The 20,812-nt window shown below is 56.5% G+C and carries 20 protein-coding genes; 13 read left to right on the top strand and 7 right to left on the bottom strand.

Annotated features, from left to right (window positions below):
• Positions 1-147: 147 nt before the first annotated feature.
• Together mltA and tcdA are read left to right on the top strand one after the other, a co-directional pair.
• Positions 148-1,245: a murein transglycosylase A gene (mltA, locus tag G7090_RS18805; RefSeq protein ID WP_106994437.1), complete on the top strand. Its 1,098-nt coding sequence runs from the start codon at positions 148-150 to the stop codon at positions 1,243-1,245.
• Positions 1,246-1,315: 70 nt separating this feature from the next.
• Entirely contained in the window at positions 1,316-2,122 is an 807-nt protein-coding gene (gene tcdA / locus G7090_RS18800) for a tRNA cyclic N6-threonylcarbamoyladenosine(37) synthase TcdA (protein ID WP_166183801.1), read from the top strand.
• Here tcdA and csdE read toward each other — a convergent pair.
• Both csdE and csdA read right to left on the bottom strand, forming a co-directional pair.
• Positions 2,113-2,553, bottom strand: coding sequence for a cysteine desulfurase sulfur acceptor subunit CsdE (csdE, locus tag G7090_RS18795; RefSeq protein WP_166183799.1), 441 nt, complete (start codon positions 2,551-2,553; stop codon positions 2,113-2,115). The genes tcdA and csdE overlap by 10 nt on opposite strands.
• Entirely contained in the window at positions 2,550-3,758 is a 1,209-nt protein-coding gene (gene csdA, locus G7090_RS18790; protein ID WP_166183797.1) for a cysteine desulfurase CsdA, read from the bottom strand. The genes csdE and csdA overlap by 4 nt, the downstream gene beginning before the upstream one ends.
• A gap of 193 nt (positions 3,759-3,951) precedes the next feature.
• Here csdA and G7090_RS18785 point away from each other — a divergent pair, with 193 nt between their 5' ends.
• From G7090_RS18785 to rlmM, 4 genes are all read left to right on the top strand, one after another.
• Positions 3,952-4,179: a YgdI/YgdR family lipoprotein gene (locus tag G7090_RS18785; RefSeq protein WP_106994441.1), complete on the top strand. Its 228-nt coding sequence runs from the start codon at positions 3,952-3,954 to the stop codon at positions 4,177-4,179.
• Between the two features lie 348 nt (positions 4,180-4,527).
• Positions 4,528-5,442 (top strand): glycine cleavage system transcriptional regulator GcvA, encoded by a 915-nt coding sequence (gcvA, locus tag G7090_RS18780; protein ID WP_039029917.1) that lies wholly within the window; start codon positions 4,528-4,530, stop codon positions 5,440-5,442.
• A gap of 45 nt (positions 5,443-5,487) precedes the next feature.
• The gene (locus G7090_RS18775; RefSeq protein WP_032613718.1) at positions 5,488-5,883 is read left to right on the top strand and encodes a DUF423 domain-containing protein; all 396 of its coding nucleotides are present in this window, start codon (positions 5,488-5,490) and stop codon (positions 5,881-5,883) included.
• Positions 5,876-6,976 (top strand): 23S rRNA (cytidine(2498)-2'-O)-methyltransferase RlmM, encoded by a 1,101-nt coding sequence (gene rlmM, locus G7090_RS18770; protein ID WP_166183794.1) that lies wholly within the window; start codon positions 5,876-5,878, stop codon positions 6,974-6,976. The genes G7090_RS18775 and rlmM overlap by 8 nt, the downstream gene beginning before the upstream one ends.
• A gap of 90 nt (positions 6,977-7,066) precedes the next feature.
• On the opposite strand, the gene xni is transcribed toward rlmM, so the two are convergent.
• The 5 genes from xni to queF all read right to left on the bottom strand — a co-directional run bounded on the left by xni (position 7,067) and on the right by queF (position 13,521).
• Complete coding sequence (xni, locus tag G7090_RS18765) at positions 7,067-7,825, bottom strand: flap endonuclease Xni (RefSeq protein WP_166183792.1); 759 nt, start codon at positions 7,823-7,825, stop codon at positions 7,067-7,069.
• A 112-nt stretch (positions 7,826-7,937) separates the two neighbouring features.
• Positions 7,938-9,305, bottom strand: a complete 1,368-nt coding sequence (locus G7090_RS18760; protein WP_106994444.1) for an L-serine ammonia-lyase — start codon at positions 9,303-9,305, stop codon at positions 7,938-7,940.
• Between the two features lie 61 nt (positions 9,306-9,366).
• Positions 9,367-10,656, bottom strand: coding sequence for an HAAAP family serine/threonine permease (locus G7090_RS18755; protein WP_166183789.1), 1,290 nt, complete (start codon positions 10,654-10,656; stop codon positions 9,367-9,369).
• Between the two features lie 541 nt (positions 10,657-11,197).
• Positions 11,198-12,562: a nucleotide 5'-monophosphate nucleosidase PpnN gene (gene ppnN / locus G7090_RS18750; RefSeq protein WP_106994446.1), complete on the bottom strand. Its 1,365-nt coding sequence runs from the start codon at positions 12,560-12,562 to the stop codon at positions 11,198-11,200.
• Positions 12,563-12,678: 116 nt separating this feature from the next.
• Complete coding sequence (gene queF / locus G7090_RS18745) at positions 12,679-13,521, bottom strand: NADPH-dependent 7-cyano-7-deazaguanine reductase QueF (RefSeq protein WP_166183787.1); 843 nt, start codon at positions 13,519-13,521, stop codon at positions 12,679-12,681.
• A 69-nt stretch (positions 13,522-13,590) separates the two neighbouring features.
• Between queF and syd the strand changes: the two genes are divergently transcribed.
• From syd to gudD, 7 genes are all read left to right on the top strand, one after another.
• Positions 13,591-14,136 carry a SecY-interacting protein gene (syd, locus tag G7090_RS18740; RefSeq protein WP_106994448.1) on the top strand — a complete coding sequence of 182 codons (546 nt, stop codon included), beginning with the start codon at positions 13,591-13,593 and terminating at the stop codon, positions 14,134-14,136.
• 632 nt (positions 14,137-14,768) lie between these two features.
• Complete coding sequence (locus tag G7090_RS18735) at positions 14,769-15,095, top strand: YqcC family protein (RefSeq protein WP_166183785.1); 327 nt, start codon at positions 14,769-14,771, stop codon at positions 15,093-15,095.
• Positions 15,092-15,865: a tRNA pseudouridine(65) synthase TruC gene (truC, locus tag G7090_RS18730; protein WP_106994450.1), complete on the top strand. Its 774-nt coding sequence runs from the start codon at positions 15,092-15,094 to the stop codon at positions 15,863-15,865. The genes G7090_RS18735 and truC overlap by 4 nt, the downstream gene beginning before the upstream one ends.
• A gap of 24 nt (positions 15,866-15,889) precedes the next feature.
• On the top strand, positions 15,890-16,339 hold the full coding sequence (locus G7090_RS18725) for a flavodoxin (protein WP_166183783.1): 450 nt from the start codon (positions 15,890-15,892) through the stop codon (positions 16,337-16,339).
• Positions 16,340-16,699: 360 nt separating this feature from the next.
• Positions 16,700-18,058, top strand: a complete 1,359-nt coding sequence (gene gudP / locus G7090_RS18720; protein ID WP_166183780.1) for a galactarate/glucarate/glycerate transporter GudP — start codon at positions 16,700-16,702, stop codon at positions 18,056-18,058.
• The gene (locus G7090_RS18715) at positions 18,055-19,395 is read left to right on the top strand and encodes an enolase C-terminal domain-like protein (protein WP_166183778.1); all 1,341 of its coding nucleotides are present in this window, start codon (positions 18,055-18,057) and stop codon (positions 19,393-19,395) included. The genes gudP and G7090_RS18715 overlap by 4 nt, the downstream gene beginning before the upstream one ends.
• A 12-nt stretch (positions 19,396-19,407) precedes the next feature.
• Complete coding sequence (gudD, locus tag G7090_RS18710; RefSeq protein ID WP_166185443.1) at positions 19,408-20,748, top strand: glucarate dehydratase; 1,341 nt, start codon at positions 19,408-19,410, stop codon at positions 20,746-20,748.
• Positions 20,749-20,812: the final 64 nt, after the last annotated feature.

Below are 20,812 nucleotides of genomic sequence, written 5' to 3'. Positions count from 1 at the left end.
CCAAATTAGGTGTTGATTGTATGCTATGCCGACAGTTCGACTGTTTTTTGCGCAAAATTTGCGTGAGGGGAGGTAATCGCATTTCAATACCCTTGCCGGTTTGTTATCTTCGATGCGCAGAAACGGGCAACTAAAAGACGAGACATAATGAAAGGACGTTGGGCGAAGTATCTGATGACGGGCGCGATGGTAGCCATTCTGGCTGCCTGCTCCTCCAAACCGACCGATCGCGGTCAGCAATATAAAGACGGGAAACTGACCCAGCCTTTCTCTTTAGTGAATCAGCCGGATGCCGTGGGCGCGCCGATTAACGGCGGCGACTTCGCGGAACAGGTGAGCCAAATCCGCACCGCCTCGCCGCGGCTGTATGGCTCGCAGAATGCCGTCTATAACGCGGTGCAGGACTGGTTACGCGCCGGGGGCGATACCCGCACCATGCGCCAGTACGGCCTCGACGCCTGGCAGATGGAAGGCACCGACAACTACGGTAACGTCCAGTTTACCGGCTACTACACCCCGGTGGTGCAGGCGCGCCATACCGCGCAGGGTGAGTTCAAGTATCCTATCTACCGCATGCCGCCAAAACGTGGCCGCCTGCCGTCCCGCGCCGAGATCTATTCCGGTGCGCTGAGTGAAAATTACATTCTTGCCTACAGCAACTCGCTGATGGATAACTTCATTATGGATGTGCAGGGCAGTGGCTATATCGATTTTGGCGACGGCAGCCCGCTTAACTTCTTCAGCTACTCCGGCAAGAACGGCCATGCTTACCGCAGTATCGGTAAAGTGCTGATCGATCGCGGGGAAGTGAAACGCGAAGATATGTCGATGCAGGCGATCCGCGAGTGGGGCGAGAAGCACAGCGAATCTGAAGTGCGTGAACTGCTTGAGCAGAACCCATCCTTTGTCTTCTTTAAACCGCAGAACTTCGCTCCGGTGAAAGGGGCGAGTGCGGTACCGCTGATTGGTCGTGCATCGGTCGCCTCTGACAAGACGGTGATCCCGCCGGGTACCACGCTGTTAGCCGAAGTGCCGACGCTGGATCACAACGGGAAATTCTCCGGCCAGTACGAGCTGCGTCTGATGGTCGCTCTGGACGTTGGCGGCGCAATCAAAGGCCAGCACTTCGACATCTATCAGGGGATCGGGCCTGATGCCGGTCACCGTGCGGGCTGGTATAACCACTACGGACGCGTGTGGGTGCTGAAACCGGCAGCAGGCGCGGGGAACGTGTTTAGCGGCTGAGTGTGGTAATATTGACGCCATGTTTTCCGGGGTGAGGGGCAACTCTCACCCTTTTTACATCTGAGGTCCTATGTCTGTGGTAATGAGCGAAGCCTGGCGCCAGCGTTTTGGTGGCACCGCGCGTTTATATGGTGAAAAAGCCCTGCAACTGTTTGCCGATGCGCACGTCTGCGTGGTCGGGATTGGCGGCGTTGGCTCATGGGCGGCGGAAGCGCTGGCACGAACCGGGATCGGCGCCATTACGCTTATCGACATGGATGATGTCTGCGTGACCAACACCAACCGGCAGATCCACGCCCTGCGCGACAGCGTCGGGCTGGCAAAATCCGAGGTGATGGCGGAACGCATTCGCCAGATCAACCCGGAATGCCGTGTCACCGTGATTGATGATTTCGTAACGGCCGATAACGTCGCCCAGTATATGGGCGCGGGTTACAGCTACGTGATTGACGCCATCGACAGCGTACGCCCAAAAGCGGCGCTGATCGCCTGGTGTCGTCGCAATAAAGTGCCGCTGGTGACCACTGGTGGGGCGGGCGGACAGATCGACCCGACGCAAATTCAGGTCACCGACCTGGCGAAAACCATTCAGGATCCGCTGGCCGCCAAGCTGCGCGAACGACTGAAAAGCGATTTTGGGGTAGTGAAAAACAGCAAAGGCAAGCTGGGCATAGACTGCGTCTTCTCCACGGAAGCGCTGGTTTACCCTCAGGCGGACGGCTCAGTCTGCGCCATGAAGAGCACCGCGGAAGGGCCAAAACGGATGGACTGCGCCTCCGGGTTTGGTGCGGCCACCATGGTGACCGCGACCTTTGGTTTTATCGCCGTGTCTCACGCCCTGAAAAAGATGATGGCGAAGGCGGAACGTCAAGCCTGACGCGCCGCTTCCAGCACCGCCTCACTCAGCGCAGTCAGCCCCTGGCTGCGCGAGGCGCTCAGTTGGCCACGTAACCCCAGCTCATCAAACAGCGCCAGCGGGCTTTCACTGAGGATCTGCGCGGCGCTTTTTCCCTCTATTGCTGTCAACAATACCGCCAGCAATCCGCGCACAATGCGGCCTTCGCTGTCGCCATAAAAATGCAGCTTATCCCCCACGGGCGTGACCCCAAGCCAGACGCGGTTCTCACAGCCGGGGATCTCTTTTGCCTGCGCTTTCAGCTCATCGGACAGCGCGGGGAGCTGTTTGCCCAGCAGGATCAGCTGGCGATATTTGTCTTCCCACTGGCTCAGCGGGGCGAAGGTCTGTTTTAACGTCTCGTCAGTGATGACGGTGCCGAACGGGTGTCCGGCCAGAGTTGGGCTTGTCATTCATCCACCAGTAAGGCAAGGGCGCGATCGACGGCGGCAACCAGGGCCTCGACATCGCTTTGGGTGTTATAGGGTGCAAACGAGACGCGCAGGGTACCCGGAACGCCAAGCGCTGCCAGCAGCGGCTGGGCGCAGTGCTGACCGGCGCGCAGGGCAATGCCGTATCCCGCCAGCAGTGTCACCATGTCGCTGTGATGCACCCCGGCAAAATCAAACGCCAGCAGGCTTGAATCCTGAACCCGGAAAGAGCGAAAACCGGGGCGTTTTTTCAGCGCTTCTTCCGCCAGCGTTGCCAGCCCACGACTCCAGCTCTCTGCCTGCTGCAGATCGATATCCGCCAGCCACTCCAGCGCCGCACTCAGGCCAATTACCCCGGCGACGTTGGGCGTCCCGGCCTCCAGGCGATACGGCACCGCCTGGGTTTGGAAGCCATCAAAGCTCACTTCGGCGATCATCTTGCCGCCGCCGAGCCACGGGGTCATCTGCTCCAGCAGCTCCGCTTTGCCGTACAGCGCGCCGATCCCGGTTGGCCCGTACAGCTTATGCCCGGAGAAAGCATAGAAATCGATATCCAGCTGCTGTACGTCTGCCGGGAAGTGCACTACACCCTGCGCGCCATCAACCATCACCACCATGTCGTTGGCATGGGCAATCTCAATAGCGCGGGCCAGATCCGGACAGCCGCCGGTGACGTTGGACATCTGCCCCAGCGCGAGAATACGGCTGCGAGGAGTGATCACATCGGGCAAGCGGGCGATATCCGCCACCCAATCCGCGCCCAGGGGTAACTTCACTACCCGGGCGCCGGTCTGCTCAGCCACCATCAGCCAGGGCACCAGATTGGCATGATGCTCCGCCTCGCTGACGATGATCTCGTCCCCCGGCTGCAGGCGTGGGCGGGCATAGCACTGGGCCACCATGTTGATGGCTTCGGTGGTGCCGCGGGTCCAGACAATGTTTTTACCGCTTTCGGCATTAAGCAACTGCGCAACCTGATCGCGGGCCGCTTCATAGCGCGCGGTTAAGCGTTGCGCCTCGGCGTACTGGCTGCGATGCACATTGCCTGCGCTCAGGCTGTAAAACTGGTGGGTAGCATCGATCACCGCCTGAGGCTTGAGGGCCGTCGCGGCGCTATCGAGATAGACACCGGCATCGGCCAGCGCCGGAAACTGCGCACGAAAATGGGCAGGGCTGAATGCGTTCATGGAATTCCTCTTTATCATGAAGAGATCGTCGCGCAAATTCAGCGGCAGGGCAAGAAGGTTGATCTCTATCGGATTTGTCTGTTTATCCTGGCGTAACAGACGAAGCAGGTTATGCTGAAATAGTGTCAGGAAGATGTTTTAGCCTGTTCTGAAACATGGTTTAGATAGCATTAATTGCTAAAGGAGATAAAAGATGAAAAAGACTGTCGCAATTGTTTCTGCCTGTATGCTGACTTTCGCCCTGAGCGCCTGTTCCGGTAATAACTACGTTATGCATACCAATGATGGCCGTTCAATCGTGTCCGACGGTAAGCCACAAACCGATAATGACACCGGTATGATCTCGTATAAGGATGCTAACGGGAACAAACAGCAAATCAACCGTGGTGATGTGAAAGAGATGGTTGAGCTGGATCACTAACGGAATTGCAGACAAAAAAAAGCACCGCAATTGGGCGGTGCTACATTAATCACTATGGACAGACAGGGTAAATGTACAGGAAGTGAAAAATTGGTAGCGTTGCTACCGGGGTCTGAATCGCAGACCAATTGCAAACACAACAACACAACATCACAACCGTAAGCCAAAAGCCCTTCAGAACACGCATTCCAAAAAAACTTTTCGTTCCGGCTCAGGAAGTGCCGCCACTATAGGTATTTGCTGGTAGTTCCTCAACGGACAATTTATAATGGCTCAGATAAAAAAAACTAATAGGTTAAACGTTGTTTCCTGTTTGTTAAAAGCCGTTAACATCTAAGCCAGATAACCATGTCCAAGCGATTACCACCTCTTAATGCATTACGTGTATTTGACGCTGCCGCCCGCCATTTAAGTTTCACGCGCGCGGCCGATGAGCTTTTTGTGACGCAGGCCGCAGTAAGTCATCAAATCAAGTCCCTTGAGGATTTTCTGGGCCTCAAGCTGTTCCGCCGCCGCAACCGTTCCCTGCTTCTGACGGAAGAGGGGCAGAGCTATTTTCAGGATATTAAAGAGATCTTCTCCCAGTTGACGGAGGCGACCCGTAAGCTGCAGGCGCGCAGTGCCAAAGGGGCACTGACTGTCAGTTTATTGCCCAGTTTTGCCATTCAGTGGCTGGTGCCGAGACTCTCAAGCTTTAACTCAGCTTATCCGGGGATTGATGTCCGAATCCAGGCTGTCGACCGTCAGGAAGACAAGCTGGCGGACGATGTCGACGTGGCAATTTTCTATGGTCGCGGCAACTGGCCAGGCCTGCGTGTCGAAAAATTGTACGCGGAGTATTTGCTGCCGGTCTGCTCACCACTACTCTTAACAGGCGAAAAAGCGTTAAAAGCACCGGAGAATCTGGCGCAGCATACGCTTTTGCATGATGCTTCTCGCCGCGACTGGCAAACTTATACCCGCCAGCTTGGTCTTAACCATATTAATGTGCAGCAGGGCCCCATCTTCAGCCACAGTGCGATGGTGTTACAGGCTGCCATCCATGGACAGGGCGTGGCGTTGGCAAACAACGTCATGGCGCAGTCCGAAATTGAGGCCGGCCGCCTGGTCTGCCCCTTTAATGATGTTCTGGTCAGTAAGAATGCTTTTTATCTGGTTTGTCATGACAGTCAGGCAGAACTGGGTAAAATAGCCGCGTTTCGCCAGTGGATCCTGGCAAAGGCGGCCAACGAGCAAGAAAAATTCCGCTTTCGGTACGAGTAACACTTTCTTTTGCGCGCAGGACGCGCATAACTTCAGGACAGAAACATGACCAGCCGTTTTATGCTGATTTTTGCCGCGGTGAGTGGCTTTATTTTTGTTGCCCTGGGCGCTTTTGGCGCACATGTCTTACGCAAATCACTGGGTGTGGTGGAGATGGATTGGATCCACACCGGTCTGGAATATCAGGCGTTTCACACCCTGGCGATCTTCGGATTAGCCGTGGCGATGCAACGCCGTATCAGTATCTGGTTTTACTGGAGCAGCGTATTTATGGCGCTGGGTACCGTGCTGTTCAGCGGTAGCCTGTACTGCCTTGCGCTGTCGCATTTACGCCTGTGGGCGTTTGTTACCCCGGTCGGCGGCGTCAGCTTCCTGGTCGGGTGGGTATTAATGTTAATCGGTTCGTTCCGTCTGAAACGCAAGGGCGTTGTTCATGAATAAAGTTGTCTTATATTGTCGCCCGGGCTTTGAAAAAGAGTGTGCCGCGGAGATCACTGATAAAGCCGCGAAGCGCGAGGTATTTGGTTTTGCCCGCGTAAAAGAGAATTCGGGCTATGTTGTTTTCGAGTGCTATCAGGCTGATGACGCGGAAAAACTGGTTCGCGACTTGCCGTTCAGCTCGCTGATTTTTGCCCGTCAGATGTTTGTCGCGGGTGAACTGCTGAAAGATCTGCCGCCTGAAGATCGCATTTCGCCGATTGTTGGCATGCTGCAGGGCGTGGTGGAGAAGGGCGGCGATCTGCGCGTTGAGGTTGCGGACACCAACGAAAGCAAAGAGCTGATGAAGTTCTGCCGTAAGTTCACCGTGCCGCTGCGCGCGGCACTGCGTGAGGCGGGCGTGTTAACCAACTACGAGACACCAAAACGTCCCGTGGTCCATATCTTCTTTATCGCCCCTGGCTGCTGCTATACCGGTTATTCCTACACCACCAATAACTCGCCGTTCTTTATGGGCATCCCCCGTCTGCGGTTCCCGGCTGATGCCCCAAGCCGCTCAACGCTGAAGCTTGAAGAGGCGTTTCACGTCTTTATTCCCGCTGATGAGTGGGACGAACGCCTGGCAAACGGCATGTATGCGGTTGATCTCGGTGCCTGTCCGGGCGGCTGGACCTATCAGCTGGTGAAGCGCAACATGTGGGTTTCCTCTGTCGACAACGGTCCGATGGCGCAAAGCCTGATGGATACCGGGCAGGTGACCTGGCTGCGTGAAGATGGTTTCCGCTATCGTCCAACCCGCAACAACATCTCCTGGATGGTGTGCGACATGGTAGAGAAACCGGCAAAAGTGGCGGCCCTGATGGCCTCCTGGCTGGTGAACGGCTGGTGTCGTGAGACCATTTTTAACCTCAAGCTGCCGATGAAAAAGCGCTATGAGGAAGTCTCTCAGAACCTGGCCTACATTCAGGAGCAGATGGATGAACACGGTATTAACGTGGTGATTCAGGCGCGCCAGCTGTACCACGATCGTGAAGAAGTCACCGTGCATATCCGCCGCTGGTGGGCTGCCGTCGGTGGGCGTCGCGACGAGAGATAACCTTTGTAACGCCCGGTGGCGCTACGCTTACCGGGCCTACAACAACCCTCGTCCGTAGGCCCGGTAAGCATCGCGCCACCGGGCATAAACTCACACTCGATCTAACCGTAGCTGCTGCAAATTCCCGTCTAACTGTAAATCGGTCTGTAACCGCGCCACGTCCCGGCAGATAAAGGCCATCTCTTTATGCGCTTCCAGCTTTTTGCGCCACTTCTCTGGCACCTCATCCAGGCGGGCGTAAATCCCCTCCAGATCCTGAAAATCGGTTAGCAGTTGGGCCGCGCTTTTCGGGCCAATGCCTGCCACACCCGGCACTTTTGAGCTACTGATCCCCGCCAGACCCCAGTAATCCGGTAGCTGCTGCGGCGAGACGCCAAACTCACTGGCGATAAAGGGGGCATCCAGCCAGCGTTTCTGGAAATAGTCGCGGATGCGAATAGTGGGGGAGAGCAGCTGACAGTAGCCCTTGTCCGTCGAGACAATGGTGGCCTGATGCCCGGCGCTGGCGACTTTTACCGCCAGGGTGGCGGCCAGATCGTCAGCTTCGTTGCCCTCGGCGCCCCAGCAGGGAACCCCGCGCTGTTCAAAGGTGGCGCGGATGGTGGGCATTTCTGCGTGCAGGTCATCCGGCATCGGCGCACGGCCGGCCTTGTAATCCGGCAGGCGCTGATGCCGCCAGCCGCTGTTACGGGCTTCATCGTCAAACACGGCGACCACGTGGCTGGGCTGGCTGTGGCGGATAAGCTGCTCCAGCGCATTCAGGCAGGTATCCTTGCAGGGCGTACCCTGAACCGCGTGGATGCGCCGGATAAGGTTGAGCGCGTCGACAATAAGCAAATGAACGGCCACAGATTTTCTCCCTTCTGTTCAGTCAAATAAGGGTAACACTGTCGGCGGGGGGAAACTACGTGTGGCGGGGCGTTCGGGAAGGAGCCTCGCAAAACGAGGCTCCTTTTTGGACTTAATCGCAGGTGACAATCTTCATCGCCAGACCGCCGCGAGAGGTTTCGCGGTATTTGGCATTCATGTCTTTCCCGGTCTCATACATGGTTTCGATCACTTTATCGAGGCAGACGCGCGGCTCGCTGGTACGGCGCAGCGCCATACGCGCGGCGTTGACCGCCTTCACGGAAGCAATCGCGTTACGCTCGATGCACGGCACCTGCACCTGACCGGCAACCGGATCGCAGGTCAGACCGAGGTTATGCTCCATCCCGATCTCTGCGGCAATACAGACCTGCGTCGGGCTTCCGCCCAGCAGCTCCGCCAGTCCCGCCGCCGCCATTGAGCAGGCCACGCCTACTTCACCCTGGCAGCCCACTTCCGCGCCGGAGATGGAGGCGTTCATCTTGTACAGCGAGCCAATGGCGCTGGTGACCAGCAGATAGCGGGCCAGCGAGTTAGCATTCACTTCGCGGATGAACTTGTCGTAATAAGCCAGCACCGCCGGAACGATACCGCAGGCACCGTTGGTCGGGGCGGTAACCACGCGGCCACCCGCGGCATTCTCTTCGTTCACCGCCAGTGCGAACATGTTGATCCAGTCCACCACCGCCATCGGGTCGCTGGTGGTTTTGTCACTGCTCACCAGCATGCGGCGCAGGGCGGCAGCCCGACGCGGAACGCGCAGTTTGCCCGGCAGAACGCCCTCGGTAGTAATACCGCGTTCAATACCGCCACGCATCACTTCCCAGACGTTGGCAAAGTGCTGTTCCAGCTCCGCTTTGCTGTGCAATGCCAGCTCGTTTTGCATCATCAGGCCGGAGAGTGACAGACCGCTCTCCTGGCAATGGCGCTGCAGATCGGCCGCCGATTTGTACGGATAAGGAACCGCCACAGGCGCGCTGTCGCTCTGGCCAAAATGGTCTTCGTCGACGATAAAACCGCCGCCGATGGAGTAATAGGTTTGACTGTAAATCGCCTTGTCGCCTGCCAGGGCAGTGATCCGCATACCATTTTCGTGCAGCGACAGGTTGTCGGCATGGAAATTCATGCAGCGATCAACCGGGAACTCAACTTCGTGTTCACCCTTCGCCAGCAGCAACCGGCTGTGAGTGTTAACGTCCTGGATAAAGGCCGGGATGGCGTCAATATCCACGCTATCCGGCAGGTTGCCCGCCAGGCCCATAATAATGGCGATATCGGTATGGTGACCTTTGCCGGTCAGCGACAGGGAGCCGTAAACATCCACCACCACGCGGGTCGTGTCGTGCAGCATTCCGCGCGCAATAAGATCGTCCGTGAACTGTTTACCGGCTTTCATCGGCCCGACGGTGTGCGAGCTGGATGGACCAATACCAATTTTGAAAATATCGAAAACGCTAATCATGATGCGTCCGTTGCTACGTCTTGGGAGAAGAGTGCGCCGTCCGAAGACGGCGCGGGAGGAATTAAGCGAACAGCGAGAAGAAGATAGCGGAGATAGCAATCAGACCCATAATCACAACGAAGACGTTGCTGATCTGGCCGCTGTATTTACGCATCGCTGGCACTTTCTGAATCGCGTACATCGGCATCAGGAACAGGATCATCGCGATAATCGGGCCGCCCAGGGTTTCGATCATCCCAAGGATGCTCGGGTTCATGGTGGCAACCGCCCAGGTGGTCAGCAGCATGAACAGTGCAGTGATCTTGTTCAGCTTGTTGATTTCAATGCTCTTGCCTTTACCGCGCAGCGATTTAATCACCATGCCGTTAAAGCCTTCACGTGCGCCCAGGTAGTGGCCGAGGAAGGATTTGGTAATCGCGATAATGGCGATGATTGGCGCCATCCAGGCAATGACCGGGGCGTTAAAGTGGTTCGCCAGGTAAGAGAGGATAGAGATGTTCTGCTCTTTCGCTGCCGCCAGATCCGCCGGCGCGAGGCTCAGTACGCAGCTGAAGACGAAGAACATTACGGTCAGCACCATCATCACGTGAGCGCGAGCCAGGATGCTGGAACACTTCTTCTCGGCACCCTGACCGTACTCTTCACGCTTCGCCACGGCGAAGGAGGAGATGATCGGGGAGTGGTTGAAGGAGAAGACCATGACCGGAATGGCCAGCCACAGGGTCATCCACAGGCCGTTGCCGGTAGCAGATGCGCTGCTCAGGGAGAGGGTTTCCAGCGCCGCACCGTTCCACTGTGGGATCAGGTAGCAGGCCAGCACCATCAGAGCGATAACGAACGGGAACACCAGCACGCTCATCGCCTTCACAATCATTTGCTCACCGAAGCGCACGATGGTCATCATGCCGACGATCAGGATCAGCGACAGAATAGCGCGCGGCGGCGGGGTCATGCCCAGCTGATGAGTCATGAAGCTGTCCACGGTGTTGGTGATAGCCACGCTATAAACCAACAGGATTGGGTAGATCGCAAAGAAGTAGAGCAGGGTAATCAGTTTACCAGCGCCAATACCGAAATGTTCTTCAACAACTTCGGTGATGTCTTCGCCCGGGTTTTTACCAGAGAGCACAAAACGGGTCAGGCCGCGGTGTGCAAAGTAGGTCATCGGGAAGGCAATGATCGCCATGATGATCAGCGGAATTAAGCCGCCCACACCTGCGTTAATAGGAAGGAAAAGAACACCAGCGCCGATTGCTGTGCCGTACAGGCCAAGCATCCACATGGTATCTGTTTTACGCCATCCACTTCGGGTTTCAATCGAAGCAACGGTGCTGGTTTGAGTGGTTTCCATCTGTGTCTCCAGGAGTAGCTAATGTCAGGTTTCTGGTCAAATTCAGTGCAAAAAGGGCTAATCGTAATATGAAATTCGCTCAGTGACGGTTTTTATATAATTTTTCTCCGTAACTATCGGCGGGCGGAAAGATACATTTTAGTAATGGATCTATCAGTGATCCCGATCTCAAATGCGATAATCCACTTATGATGTGGGTATCTTTAGACCATTTATCTGCTAATAAAACAGCATGACGAATTTCTGGGCGCGAAGGCTACCATTAACGATATGTGGCGAGATAGATCCCCCAGTAAGATAGGAGCCTTACGCTGTAAAAGTGTCTGTTTAGAGGATTTTTTCGTGCTTTATGGCATTTTCGGCTGATAAATCACGCTCTGGCCAGGAACGTAATCGTTTGCGTTACGTTATGAAATAGCAAAAAGATAAGTAATAGTGATATTGCAGGCCAGGCCATGTCGCTGAAGGCAATAAAAAAGCCGGGAGGCGAAGGGCCATTCCCGGCGGGATAGGGTACCCGGCATGCGCGCCGGGCAAGGCGTTACGCTGAGATCTCGTAACAGGGGATATAGGCAGAGCCTGGAAGCTTCATACGGTGCTGGGCGACGAAGCCCTGCAGCAGATCGTCCATGCGGCGCATCATGTCGCGGTCGCCATGAATTTTATACGGCCCAAACTCTTCGATGGCCTGGATACCCACCTCCTTCACGTTACCCGCCACGATGCCCGAGAAGGCGCGACGCAGATCGGCGGCCAGCACTTCAACCGGCTGATCGGGATAGAGTTTCAGGTTGGCCATGTTTTCATGCGACGGCTCAAACGGGATCTGCAGATCCGGCGAAATGCGGATCGACCAGTTAAAGCTGTAGGCATCCCCGGTATCGCGACGGTTCTCTTTCACCAGCGGCATCGCCTTTTTCATCAGGCGCGCCACTTCGGCGGCGTCATCGATGATGATGCGATAGTGACGGCGAGCCGCCTCGCCCAGGGTATGGACGATGAACTCATCCAGCACGCGGAAGTAGTCTGCACTCTCTTTCGGCCCGGTCAGGATCAGCGGCAGGACCTGGTCCTGGTTAGCCGGATGCATCAGAATGCCCAGCAGATAGAGCAGCTCTTCTGCCGTCCCCACGCCGCCCGGGAAGATGATGATCCCGTGCGCGATACGGACAAACGCCTCAAGACGTTTCTCGATGTCCGGCATGATGATCAGTTCATTGACCAGCGGATTCGGCGGCTCAGCGGCAATAATCGACGGCTCGGTCATGCCGATAAAACGGCCCTCTTTGTAGCGCTGCTGGGCATGCCCCACCGCGGCGCCCTTCATCGGCGCTTCCATCGCCCCCGGACCGCAGCCGGTGCAGATGTTCAGCTCGCGCAGCCCCAGCTGGGTGCCGACACGACGGGCGTAGAGGTATTCGGTTTCGTTAATGGAGTGACCCCCCCAGCACACCACCATGCTCGGGGCTTCGCCCACGTGCAGGGCACGGGCGTTACGCAGAATGGAGAACACCAGGTTGGTGATATGGGCCGAGCTTTCGAGGTTCAGATGCTGGAAACGACCGGCGTTACTGATCTGGCCATTCACAAACAGGATATCGCGCAGGACGGCAAACAGGTTGGCCTGCAGCGCGCGAATGATGCGCCCGTCAACAAAGGCATCTTCCGGCGGGTTAATCAGCTCCAGCTTCACGCCACGTTCACGACGCAGAACGTTAATATCAAAGCTTTCAAAGCGGGACAGCAACTCTTTGCTGTTGTCGGTCAGGCTACCGGAGTTCAGAACGGCAAGTGAACAGTTGCGAAACAGTTGATAAAGATCGCTGCTGGCCGTGCTCTTGAGCATGTCCACTTCCAGCTGCGACAACATATCCATTGAGCCAAGCGGGCTTATATGTGTAATCAAGTGAGCTCCTTACGGGACGTTTATCGTCTTTCCCTGCTGATTACAATAGCCCTGGCTTATGACCTTTCACAACCCAAAGCGCGGAACGGACCGCGCATATTGTGAATTTATTTATCTTACTGACGGACTAAACGACCGATCGCCGGAACAAAATCGGTGTTGCTGCGCCACGGATTGATATCCAGCCCACCGCGGCGGGTATAGCGGGCGTAGACGCTCAGCGCTTCTGGCTGGCAGAAATGCAGAATGTCGTTGAAGATGCGCTCCACGCACTGCTCATGAAACTCATTGTGGTTTCGGAAGGAGACCAGGTAGCGCAGGAGCTTCTCACGATCGATTTTAGCGCCGCGATACTGGATCTGAACCGAACCCCAGTCAGGCTGGTGAGTGATAAGGCAGTTGGATTTCAGCAGGTGGCTGACCAGCGTTTCTTTCACCACGTTGCCGCTGGCAGCATTTTCAAGCCAGGCGGTATCAAACTGGTAGGTGTCGATCTCAATATCCTGCTCGTCAATGCAGGTACCGTGGAAATGGGCGATTGGCTGACCTTCCAGCTCGTCGATGCGGTAGAGGGCGACGGTCACTTTCCCCTGCGCGCAGGCGCTTAAGTCACGTTCCAGCGTGCGCTGCACCGCGTCCCAGCTGTCAAAGCGGGTCTGATTGAAGCTGTTGAGGTAGAGCTTAAAGCTTTTGGACTCCACCAGGTTGACGCTGGTGTAATCCAGCTCAACGTGACCTACCGCCACCTGGGGTAAACCCCGGACGTTGAGCCAGGAGAGCTCATACAGCGTCCAGATATCGCCGCCGTGAAAGGGCAGGTTATCGGCTTTCAGCCCGAGTGGATCGCGATTAAGACTGCGCGGCACGCCCTGTAACAGGCTGGCGTCGTAGATGTCGCGGTAGGCGGTGGTTTTGCCCAGGGTTAAGCCCGATAAGGCATCATGATTTTCGTAAGACATGTTTCATTGTCACTTTGCAGGTAAACTATGCGACTGAGTGTATCCTGGCTTATATGAAGAGAGAAACCGGTGGATAAAGAGACTGCAGCTGCCTTAACCGCGTTTACGGCGCGTTACTGTGACGCCTGGCATGAACAGAACGCGTCATGGCCTCAAAGCGAGGCGCTGTATGGCGTCCCCTCGCCCTGTATTATCACCTCTTCCGGGGATACCGTGACCTGGCAGCCCCAGCCGTTTACCGCTGAGCAGAATGTAAATGCCGTTGAACGCGCCATGGACATTGTGGTACAACCTGCGGTCCACGCGTTCTATACCACACAGTTTGCCGGGGATATGTGCGCTCGCTTTGATAACGAGATGCTGACTCTGCTGCAAACCTGGAGTGAAGACGATCTGCAGCGCGTGCAGGAGAACCTGATTGGGCACCTTGTGACCCAGAAGCGCCTGAAGCTATCGCCAACGCTCTTCATCGCCACGCTGGAGAGTGAAATGGATATTCTCTCTGTCTGCAACCTTACGGGGAACGTGGTAAAAGAGACGCTGGGCACGCAAAAACGCCAGATCCTGGCCGCTTCCCTTACGGATTTCCTCAATAATCTTCATCCTGTCGTGTAATCCCGCGTACTACAGCGCGTGTGAGAGATCTCTTACAGAGCTTGTAAGAGATCACCGTAACATCTCACGCGCTCAACCTGATATTCTTTCAATTAATTCATTTATTATCAGCACGTTGAATGCGTGTCGGGTAGTAATAAGTTGCAACAACTCTTTAATTTGACTTACGCAGTGCCTTGTAAGACGAAGCGGAATAGGGGATTCTATGCCCGTCGACAGGATGCCGACACGAGAAGCGAACATCAGGATGATGGCGTTTCTTAACTCAGGACACGTCAGGAAGGCGTTACAAGGAAGGCTTCAGGAAGAAGCAAAAGGATAACGCAGGATGCGTGAAGGACACCTCCAGGAAGGAGAATGAGAGCCGGTACGGATGTCCGGTGGGTCAGGAAGACCAGGACGTTTCAGGATGAAACAGTCACATCAGGATGATGTGCGCAAGATGCAGCGGTCGAGGGAAGACCAGACCTTCGGGTCAGAGGAAAAGTTGTCACGGATGAGCAGGGAGCACTAAAAGTAGCTGGATTGCTGCGAAACGAACCGGGAGCACTGTTTTTACAGTGCTCCCTTTTTTTATTTCTGCGTGGTCTTTGCTATGCTGCCCGCCGTTCAGATTTTCAGTTGAGGTTTTCATGACGCATCACGACCACGTGCGCGCGCAGCTGCACGCCATCGAAGCTTTATTGCGCGATCATCAACTGTGGCAAGAGACGGCGCCGCAGCCTGACGCGTTTGAGAGCACGCAACCTTTCTGCATGGATACCCTGGAGCCGTTTGAGTGGCTGCAATGGGTGCTCATTCCCCGCATGCATGCCCTGATTGAGGGCGGACATTCGCTGCCGCAAAACTTTGCCGTCGCCCCCTACTATGAAATGGCGCTGGACGCTGCTCATCCGTCACGGGAGGAAGTACTGGCGGCACTGCTGGCGCTGGACACCCTCTTTGGCAACGAAGCATGATTGAGATCCTCTATCAGGATGAGTGGCTGGTGGCGGTCAATAAGCCCTCCGGCTGGCTGGTGCACCGGAGCTGGCTTGATCGCGATGAAAAAGTGGTGGTGATGCAGACCGTGCGTGACCAGATTGGTCAGCATGTTTTTACCGTCCACCGCCTCGACAGACCCACTTCCGGCGTATTGCTGATGGGCCTCTCCAGCGAGGCCGGACGACGTCTGTCGCAGCAGTTCGAGCAGCATCAGATCCAGAAACGTTACCATGCGATTGTCCGGGGCTGGCTGACCGACGCCGCGACGCTCGATTATCCGCTGATCGAAGAGCTGGATAAAATCGCCGACAAATATGCCCGGGATGATAAAGAGCCGCAGCCTGCGGTAACCGACTATCGCGGTCTGGCGACTGTCGAAATGCCTGTCGCCACCAGCAAATTTCCGACCACACGCTACAGCCTGGTCGAGCTGGAGCCGAAAACCGGGCGTAAACACCAACTGCGACGCCACCTTACCCATCTGCGTCATCCGATCATCGGTGACAGCAAGCATGGCGATCTGAAACAGAACCGCAGCGCCGCCGAACACTTTGGCTGTAACCGACTGATGCTGCACGCCAGCCAGCTGAACCTGGTGCATCCATTTACCGGTGAGCCGCTGACCATCCGGGCCGGGCTTGATCCGGTGTGGATGCAGGCGCTGTCACACTTTGGCTGGCGCGGGCAACTCCCCGAAAATGAAAGGGTTGAGTTTGAACCCGCCAACGTTCAGGATGAACGTTAATTGCATTTATTGAGGGAGTAAACCATGGCTGTAGTCGGAATTTTTGTCGGTACGATGTACGGCAATTCGCTGCTGGTGGCCGAAGAAGCCGAAGCAATTCTCGCGGGAATGGGCCACAAAGCCACGGTGTATGAAGATCCCGAACTGGCCGACTGGGAAAAATACCAGGGCCAGTATGCGCTGGTGGTCACCTCGACAACCGGGCAGGGCGATCTGCCGGACAGTATCGTCCCGCTGTACCAGGGCATTAAAGATAAGCTGGGTTATCAGCCGGAGATGCGCTACGGCATCATCGCGCTGGGTGACAGCACCTACGCCAGTTTCTGCGGTGGCGGCAAAAAGTTCGACGCCTTGTTACAGGAGCAGAGCGCTCAGCGCGTGGGTGAGATGCTGATGATCGATGCCTCTGAGCACCCTGAACCGGAAAGCGAATCCAATCCCTGGGTTGAACACTGGGGCACGCTTCTCGGCTAGATGCTTTCCCTCCCGGCCGCGGGAGGGCATTCCACCGCGTCAAGCGACCTGATTCACACTCTTCTCTTTCTCTTCTGTTGTTTTCTCACTCAGCCACGTTTCCGTGAACTACCTTCCATTGAGTTAGGCTTATGCCATAAACAACCTCAAACCCTCCCGCCAATGTTGTGTTGTTGCACGGTGAGAGGGGCCTGGATCCTTTCTTATACTTTTTCCGCCAGTTAATAAAAATGCAGTCAGTAAGGCAAAAGACCTCAACGTTTGAACTGCAAAAAACACATACACGTCATTCTGATACCCTACCGGTTGAGCTGTTCAGAATGAACGTAGCGATAAAAGCTATGATTCAGGAGTGCAAGAATGAGTTCATTAAGCCAGGCGGCGAGCAGCGCTGAAAAGCGCACCAACGCTCGCTATTGGATAGTGGTGATGCTGTTTATCGTCACATCCTTTAACTATGGCGACCGCGCCACGCTGTCGATTGCCGGTTCTGAAATGGCAAAAGATATCGGTCTGGATCCGGTCGGAATGGGTTACGTTTTCTCAGCATTTTCATGGGCCTATGTTATCGGCCAAATCCCGGGTGGTTGGTTGCTTGACCGATTCGGTTCAAAACGCGTCTACTTCTGGTCCATTTTTATCTGGTCCCTGTTCACCCTGTTACAGGGCTTTGTCGATATCTTTAACGGCTTTGGCATTATTGTCGCGCTCTTTACGCTGCGCTTCCTCGTCGGCCTTGCCGAAGCGCCCTCCTTCCCGGGCAATAGCCGCATAGTGGCAGCCTGGTTCCCGGCGCAGGAGAGGGGAACGGCGGTATCCATTTTTAACTCCGCGCAATACTTCGCTACCGTGATCTTCGCCCCGATCATGGGCTGGCTGACCCACGAAGTGGGCTGGTCACACGTGTTCTTCTTCATGGGCGGTCTGGGCATCATCATCAGCTTTGTGTGGCTGAAAGTGATCCACGAGCCAAACCAGCATCCGGGCGTAAACCAGAAAGAGCTGGATTACATCGCCGCGGGCGGGGCGCTGATCAACATGGATCAGGCGAAAAGCAAAGAGAAAGTGCCGTTCAGCCACAAGTGGGGTCAGATCAAACAGCTGGTGGGCACCCGCATGATGGTGGGGATCTACCTCGGCCAGTACTGTATCAACGCCTTAACCTACTTCTTTATCACCTGGTTCCCGGTCTATCTGGTGCAGGCTCGCGGTATGTCGATTCTGAAAGCCGGGTTTGTGGCCTCTGTTCCGGCAATCTGCGGCTTTATCGGCGGCGTGCTGGGCGGGGTGATTTCCGACTGGCTGATGCGTCGTACCGGTTCCCTGAATATTGCCCGTAAAACGCCGATCGTGCTGGGTATGCTGCTCTCCATGTCGATGGTGTTCTGTAACTACGTTGACGCCGAGTGGATGATTATCGGCTTTATGGCGATGGCCTTCTTCGGGAAAGGGATCGGGGCGCTGGGCTGGGCGGTGATGGCCGATACCGCACCGAAAGAGATCAGCGGTCTGAGCGGTGGTCTGTTCAATATGTTCGGCAACATCTCCGGGATCGTCACCCCGATTGCCATCGGTTACATCGTCGGCACCACCGGTTCCTTCAACGGGGCGCTGATCTACGTCGGGGTTCACGCTCTGGTGGCGGTACTGAGCTACCTGGTGCTGGTGGGTGATATCAAACGTATCGAACTGAAACCTGTCGGGGAGCGTTTATCATGAGTATGCAATCCAGCCCTGTCGTGACTGAAATGAAGGTTATCCCGGTTGCCGGTCAGGACAGCATGCTGCTGAACATCGGCGGCGCGCATAACGCCTGGTTTACCCGCAATATTGTGGTGCTGACCGATAACGCCGGGAATACCGGCGTTGGGGAAGCCCCCGGCGGCGAAGTGATCTATCAGACCCTGGTGGATGCCATTCCGCAGGTGGTGGGTCAGGAGGTGGCGCGGCTGAACAAAGTGGTCCAGCGCGTGCACAAGGGCAACCAGTCCGCCGATTTCGATACCTTCGGCAAAGGTGCCTGGACATTTGAACTGCGGGTCAATGCGGTGGCGGCACTGGAAGCAGCGCTGCTGGATCTGCTCGGCAAAGCGCTGAACGTGCCAGTGTGCGAACTGCTCGGTCCGGGCAAGCAGCGCGATGCGGTCACCGTGCTGGGCTATCTCTTCTACTTGGGCGATCGCACGAAAACCGACCTGCCGTATCTGGAGCAATCCCCTGGCAGCCACGACTGGTATCACCTGCGCCATCAGGAGGCGCTCTCCAGCGAGGCGGTGGTGCGTCTGGCAGAAGCGGCCCAGGATCGCTACGGCTTTAAGGATTTCAAACTGAAAGGCGGCGTGCTGCCGGGCGAACAGGAGATCGACAGCGCCCGCGCCCTGAAGAAACGCTTCCCGGACGCGCGCATTACCGTCGATCCCAACGGCGCATGGCTGTTGGATGAGGCTATCGCCCTGTGCAAAGGCCTGGGCGATGTCCTGACCTACGCCGAAGATCCCTGCGGTGCCGAACAGGGCTTCTCCGGCCGTGAGGTGATGGCGGAGTTCCGCCGCGCCACCGGTCTGCCGGTCGCCACCAATATGATCGCCACCAACTGGCGCGAGATGGGTCACGCGGTGATGCTGAACGCGGTGGATATCCCGCTGGCGGACCCGCACTTCTGGACCCTCTCCGGCGCGGTGCGCGTGGCGCAGCTGTGCGACGACTGGGGCTTAACCTGGGGTTGCCACTCTAATAACCACTTCGATATCTCGCTGGCGATGTTCACCCATGTTGGTGCCGCTGCACCGGGTACGCCAACGGCTATCGACACCCATTGGATCTGGCAGGAAGGCGAAGCGCGCCTGACCAAAAATCCACTGGAAATTAAACACGGCAAGATTGCCGTACCGGATGCGCCGGGGCTTGGCGTGGAGCTTGACTGGGATCAGATCCACAAAGCCCATGAAGCCTATAAGAAACTGCCCGGCGGCGCGCGTAATGACGCAGGCCCGATGCAGTATCTTATTCCCGGCTGGACATTTGACCGCAAACGCCCGGCGTTCGGTCGCTACTGATTAAAGGATTGAATTATGAGCACATTTACTACGCCTGTTGTCACTTCCATGCAGATCATCCCGGTTGCCGGCCATGACAGCATGCTGATGAACCTGAGTGGGGCCCACGCCCCGTTCTTCACCCGTAATATTGTGATTATCAAAGACAACTCCGGCCATACCGGCGTGGGTGAAATCCCGGGCGGGGAGAAGATCCGCAAAACCCTGGAAGATGCAATCCCGCTGGTAGTGGGCCAGACGCTGGGCGCGTACAAAAACATCCTTAATGCCGTACGTAACGAATTTGCCGACCGCGATGCGAGCGGCCGCGGGCTGCAAACCTTCGACCTGCGTACCACCATTCACGTGGTGACCGGTATCGAAGCCGCAATGCTCGACCTGCTGGGTCAGCATCTGGGCGTCAACGTCGCCTCCCTGCTGGGTGACGGGCAGCAGCGTACGGAAGTGGAGATGCTGGGCTACCTGTTCTTCGTCGGCAACCGCAAGCTGACCCCGCTGCCGTACCAGAGCCAGCCGGATGAGCAGTGCGACTGGTATCGTCTGCGCCACGAAGAGGCGATGACCCCGGATGCGGTTGTGCGTCTGGCGGAAGCGGCCTATGAGAAGTACGGCTTTAACGATTTCAAACTGAAGGGCGGCGTGCTGGCCGGGGAAGAGGAAGCGGAGTCTATTATCGCCCTGGCGAAACGCTTCCCGCAGGCGCGCGTCACCCTCGATCCCAACGGGGCCTGGTCGCTGGAAGAGGCGATCCGCATCGGTAAGCGCCTGAAGGGCGTGCTGGCCTACGCGGAAGATCCGTGCGGTGCCGAGCAGGGCTTCTCTGGTCGTGAAGTGATGGCCGAGTTCCGCCGCGCTACCGGTCTGCCGACCGCCACCAACATGATCGCCACCGACTGGCGTCAGATGGGCCATACCCTCTCCCTGCAGTCAGTCGACATTCCGCTGGCGGACCCACACTTCTGGACCATGCAGGGCTCGGTGCGCGTGGCGCAGATGTGTCACGAGTTCGGCCTGACCTGGGGCTCACACTCCAACAACCACTTCGATATTTCGCTGGCGATGTTCACCCATGTGGCCGCGGCCGCGCCGGGCACTATCACCGCGATTGATACCCACTGGATCTGGCAGGAGGGCAACCAGCGCCTGACCAAACAGCCGTTCGAAATTAAGGGCGGTATGGTGCAGGTGCCAACCACGCCGGGTCTGGGCGTTGAGCTGGATATGGATCAGGTGATGAAGGCGCACGAGCTGTACCTCCAGCACGGTCTGGGCGCGCGCGACGACGCGATGGCGATGCAGTACCTGATCCCGGAGTGGGCCTTCAACAACAAACGCCCTTGCATGGTGCGTTAAGTCCGGTGCCGGTTCCTGCGGGAGTCGGCATTTTCTCTTGCGTGACGGGTGTATGCTTATGGTA

Origin of the sequence: Leclercia sp. 29361, from assembly GCF_011290365.1 — a bacterium.
Taxonomy (GTDB): Bacteria; Pseudomonadota; Gammaproteobacteria; order Enterobacterales; family Enterobacteriaceae; genus Enterobacter; species Enterobacter tamurae.
The sequence above is the reverse complement of the archived record's forward strand: the minus strand, read 5'-3'. Positions and strand labels throughout refer to the sequence as shown.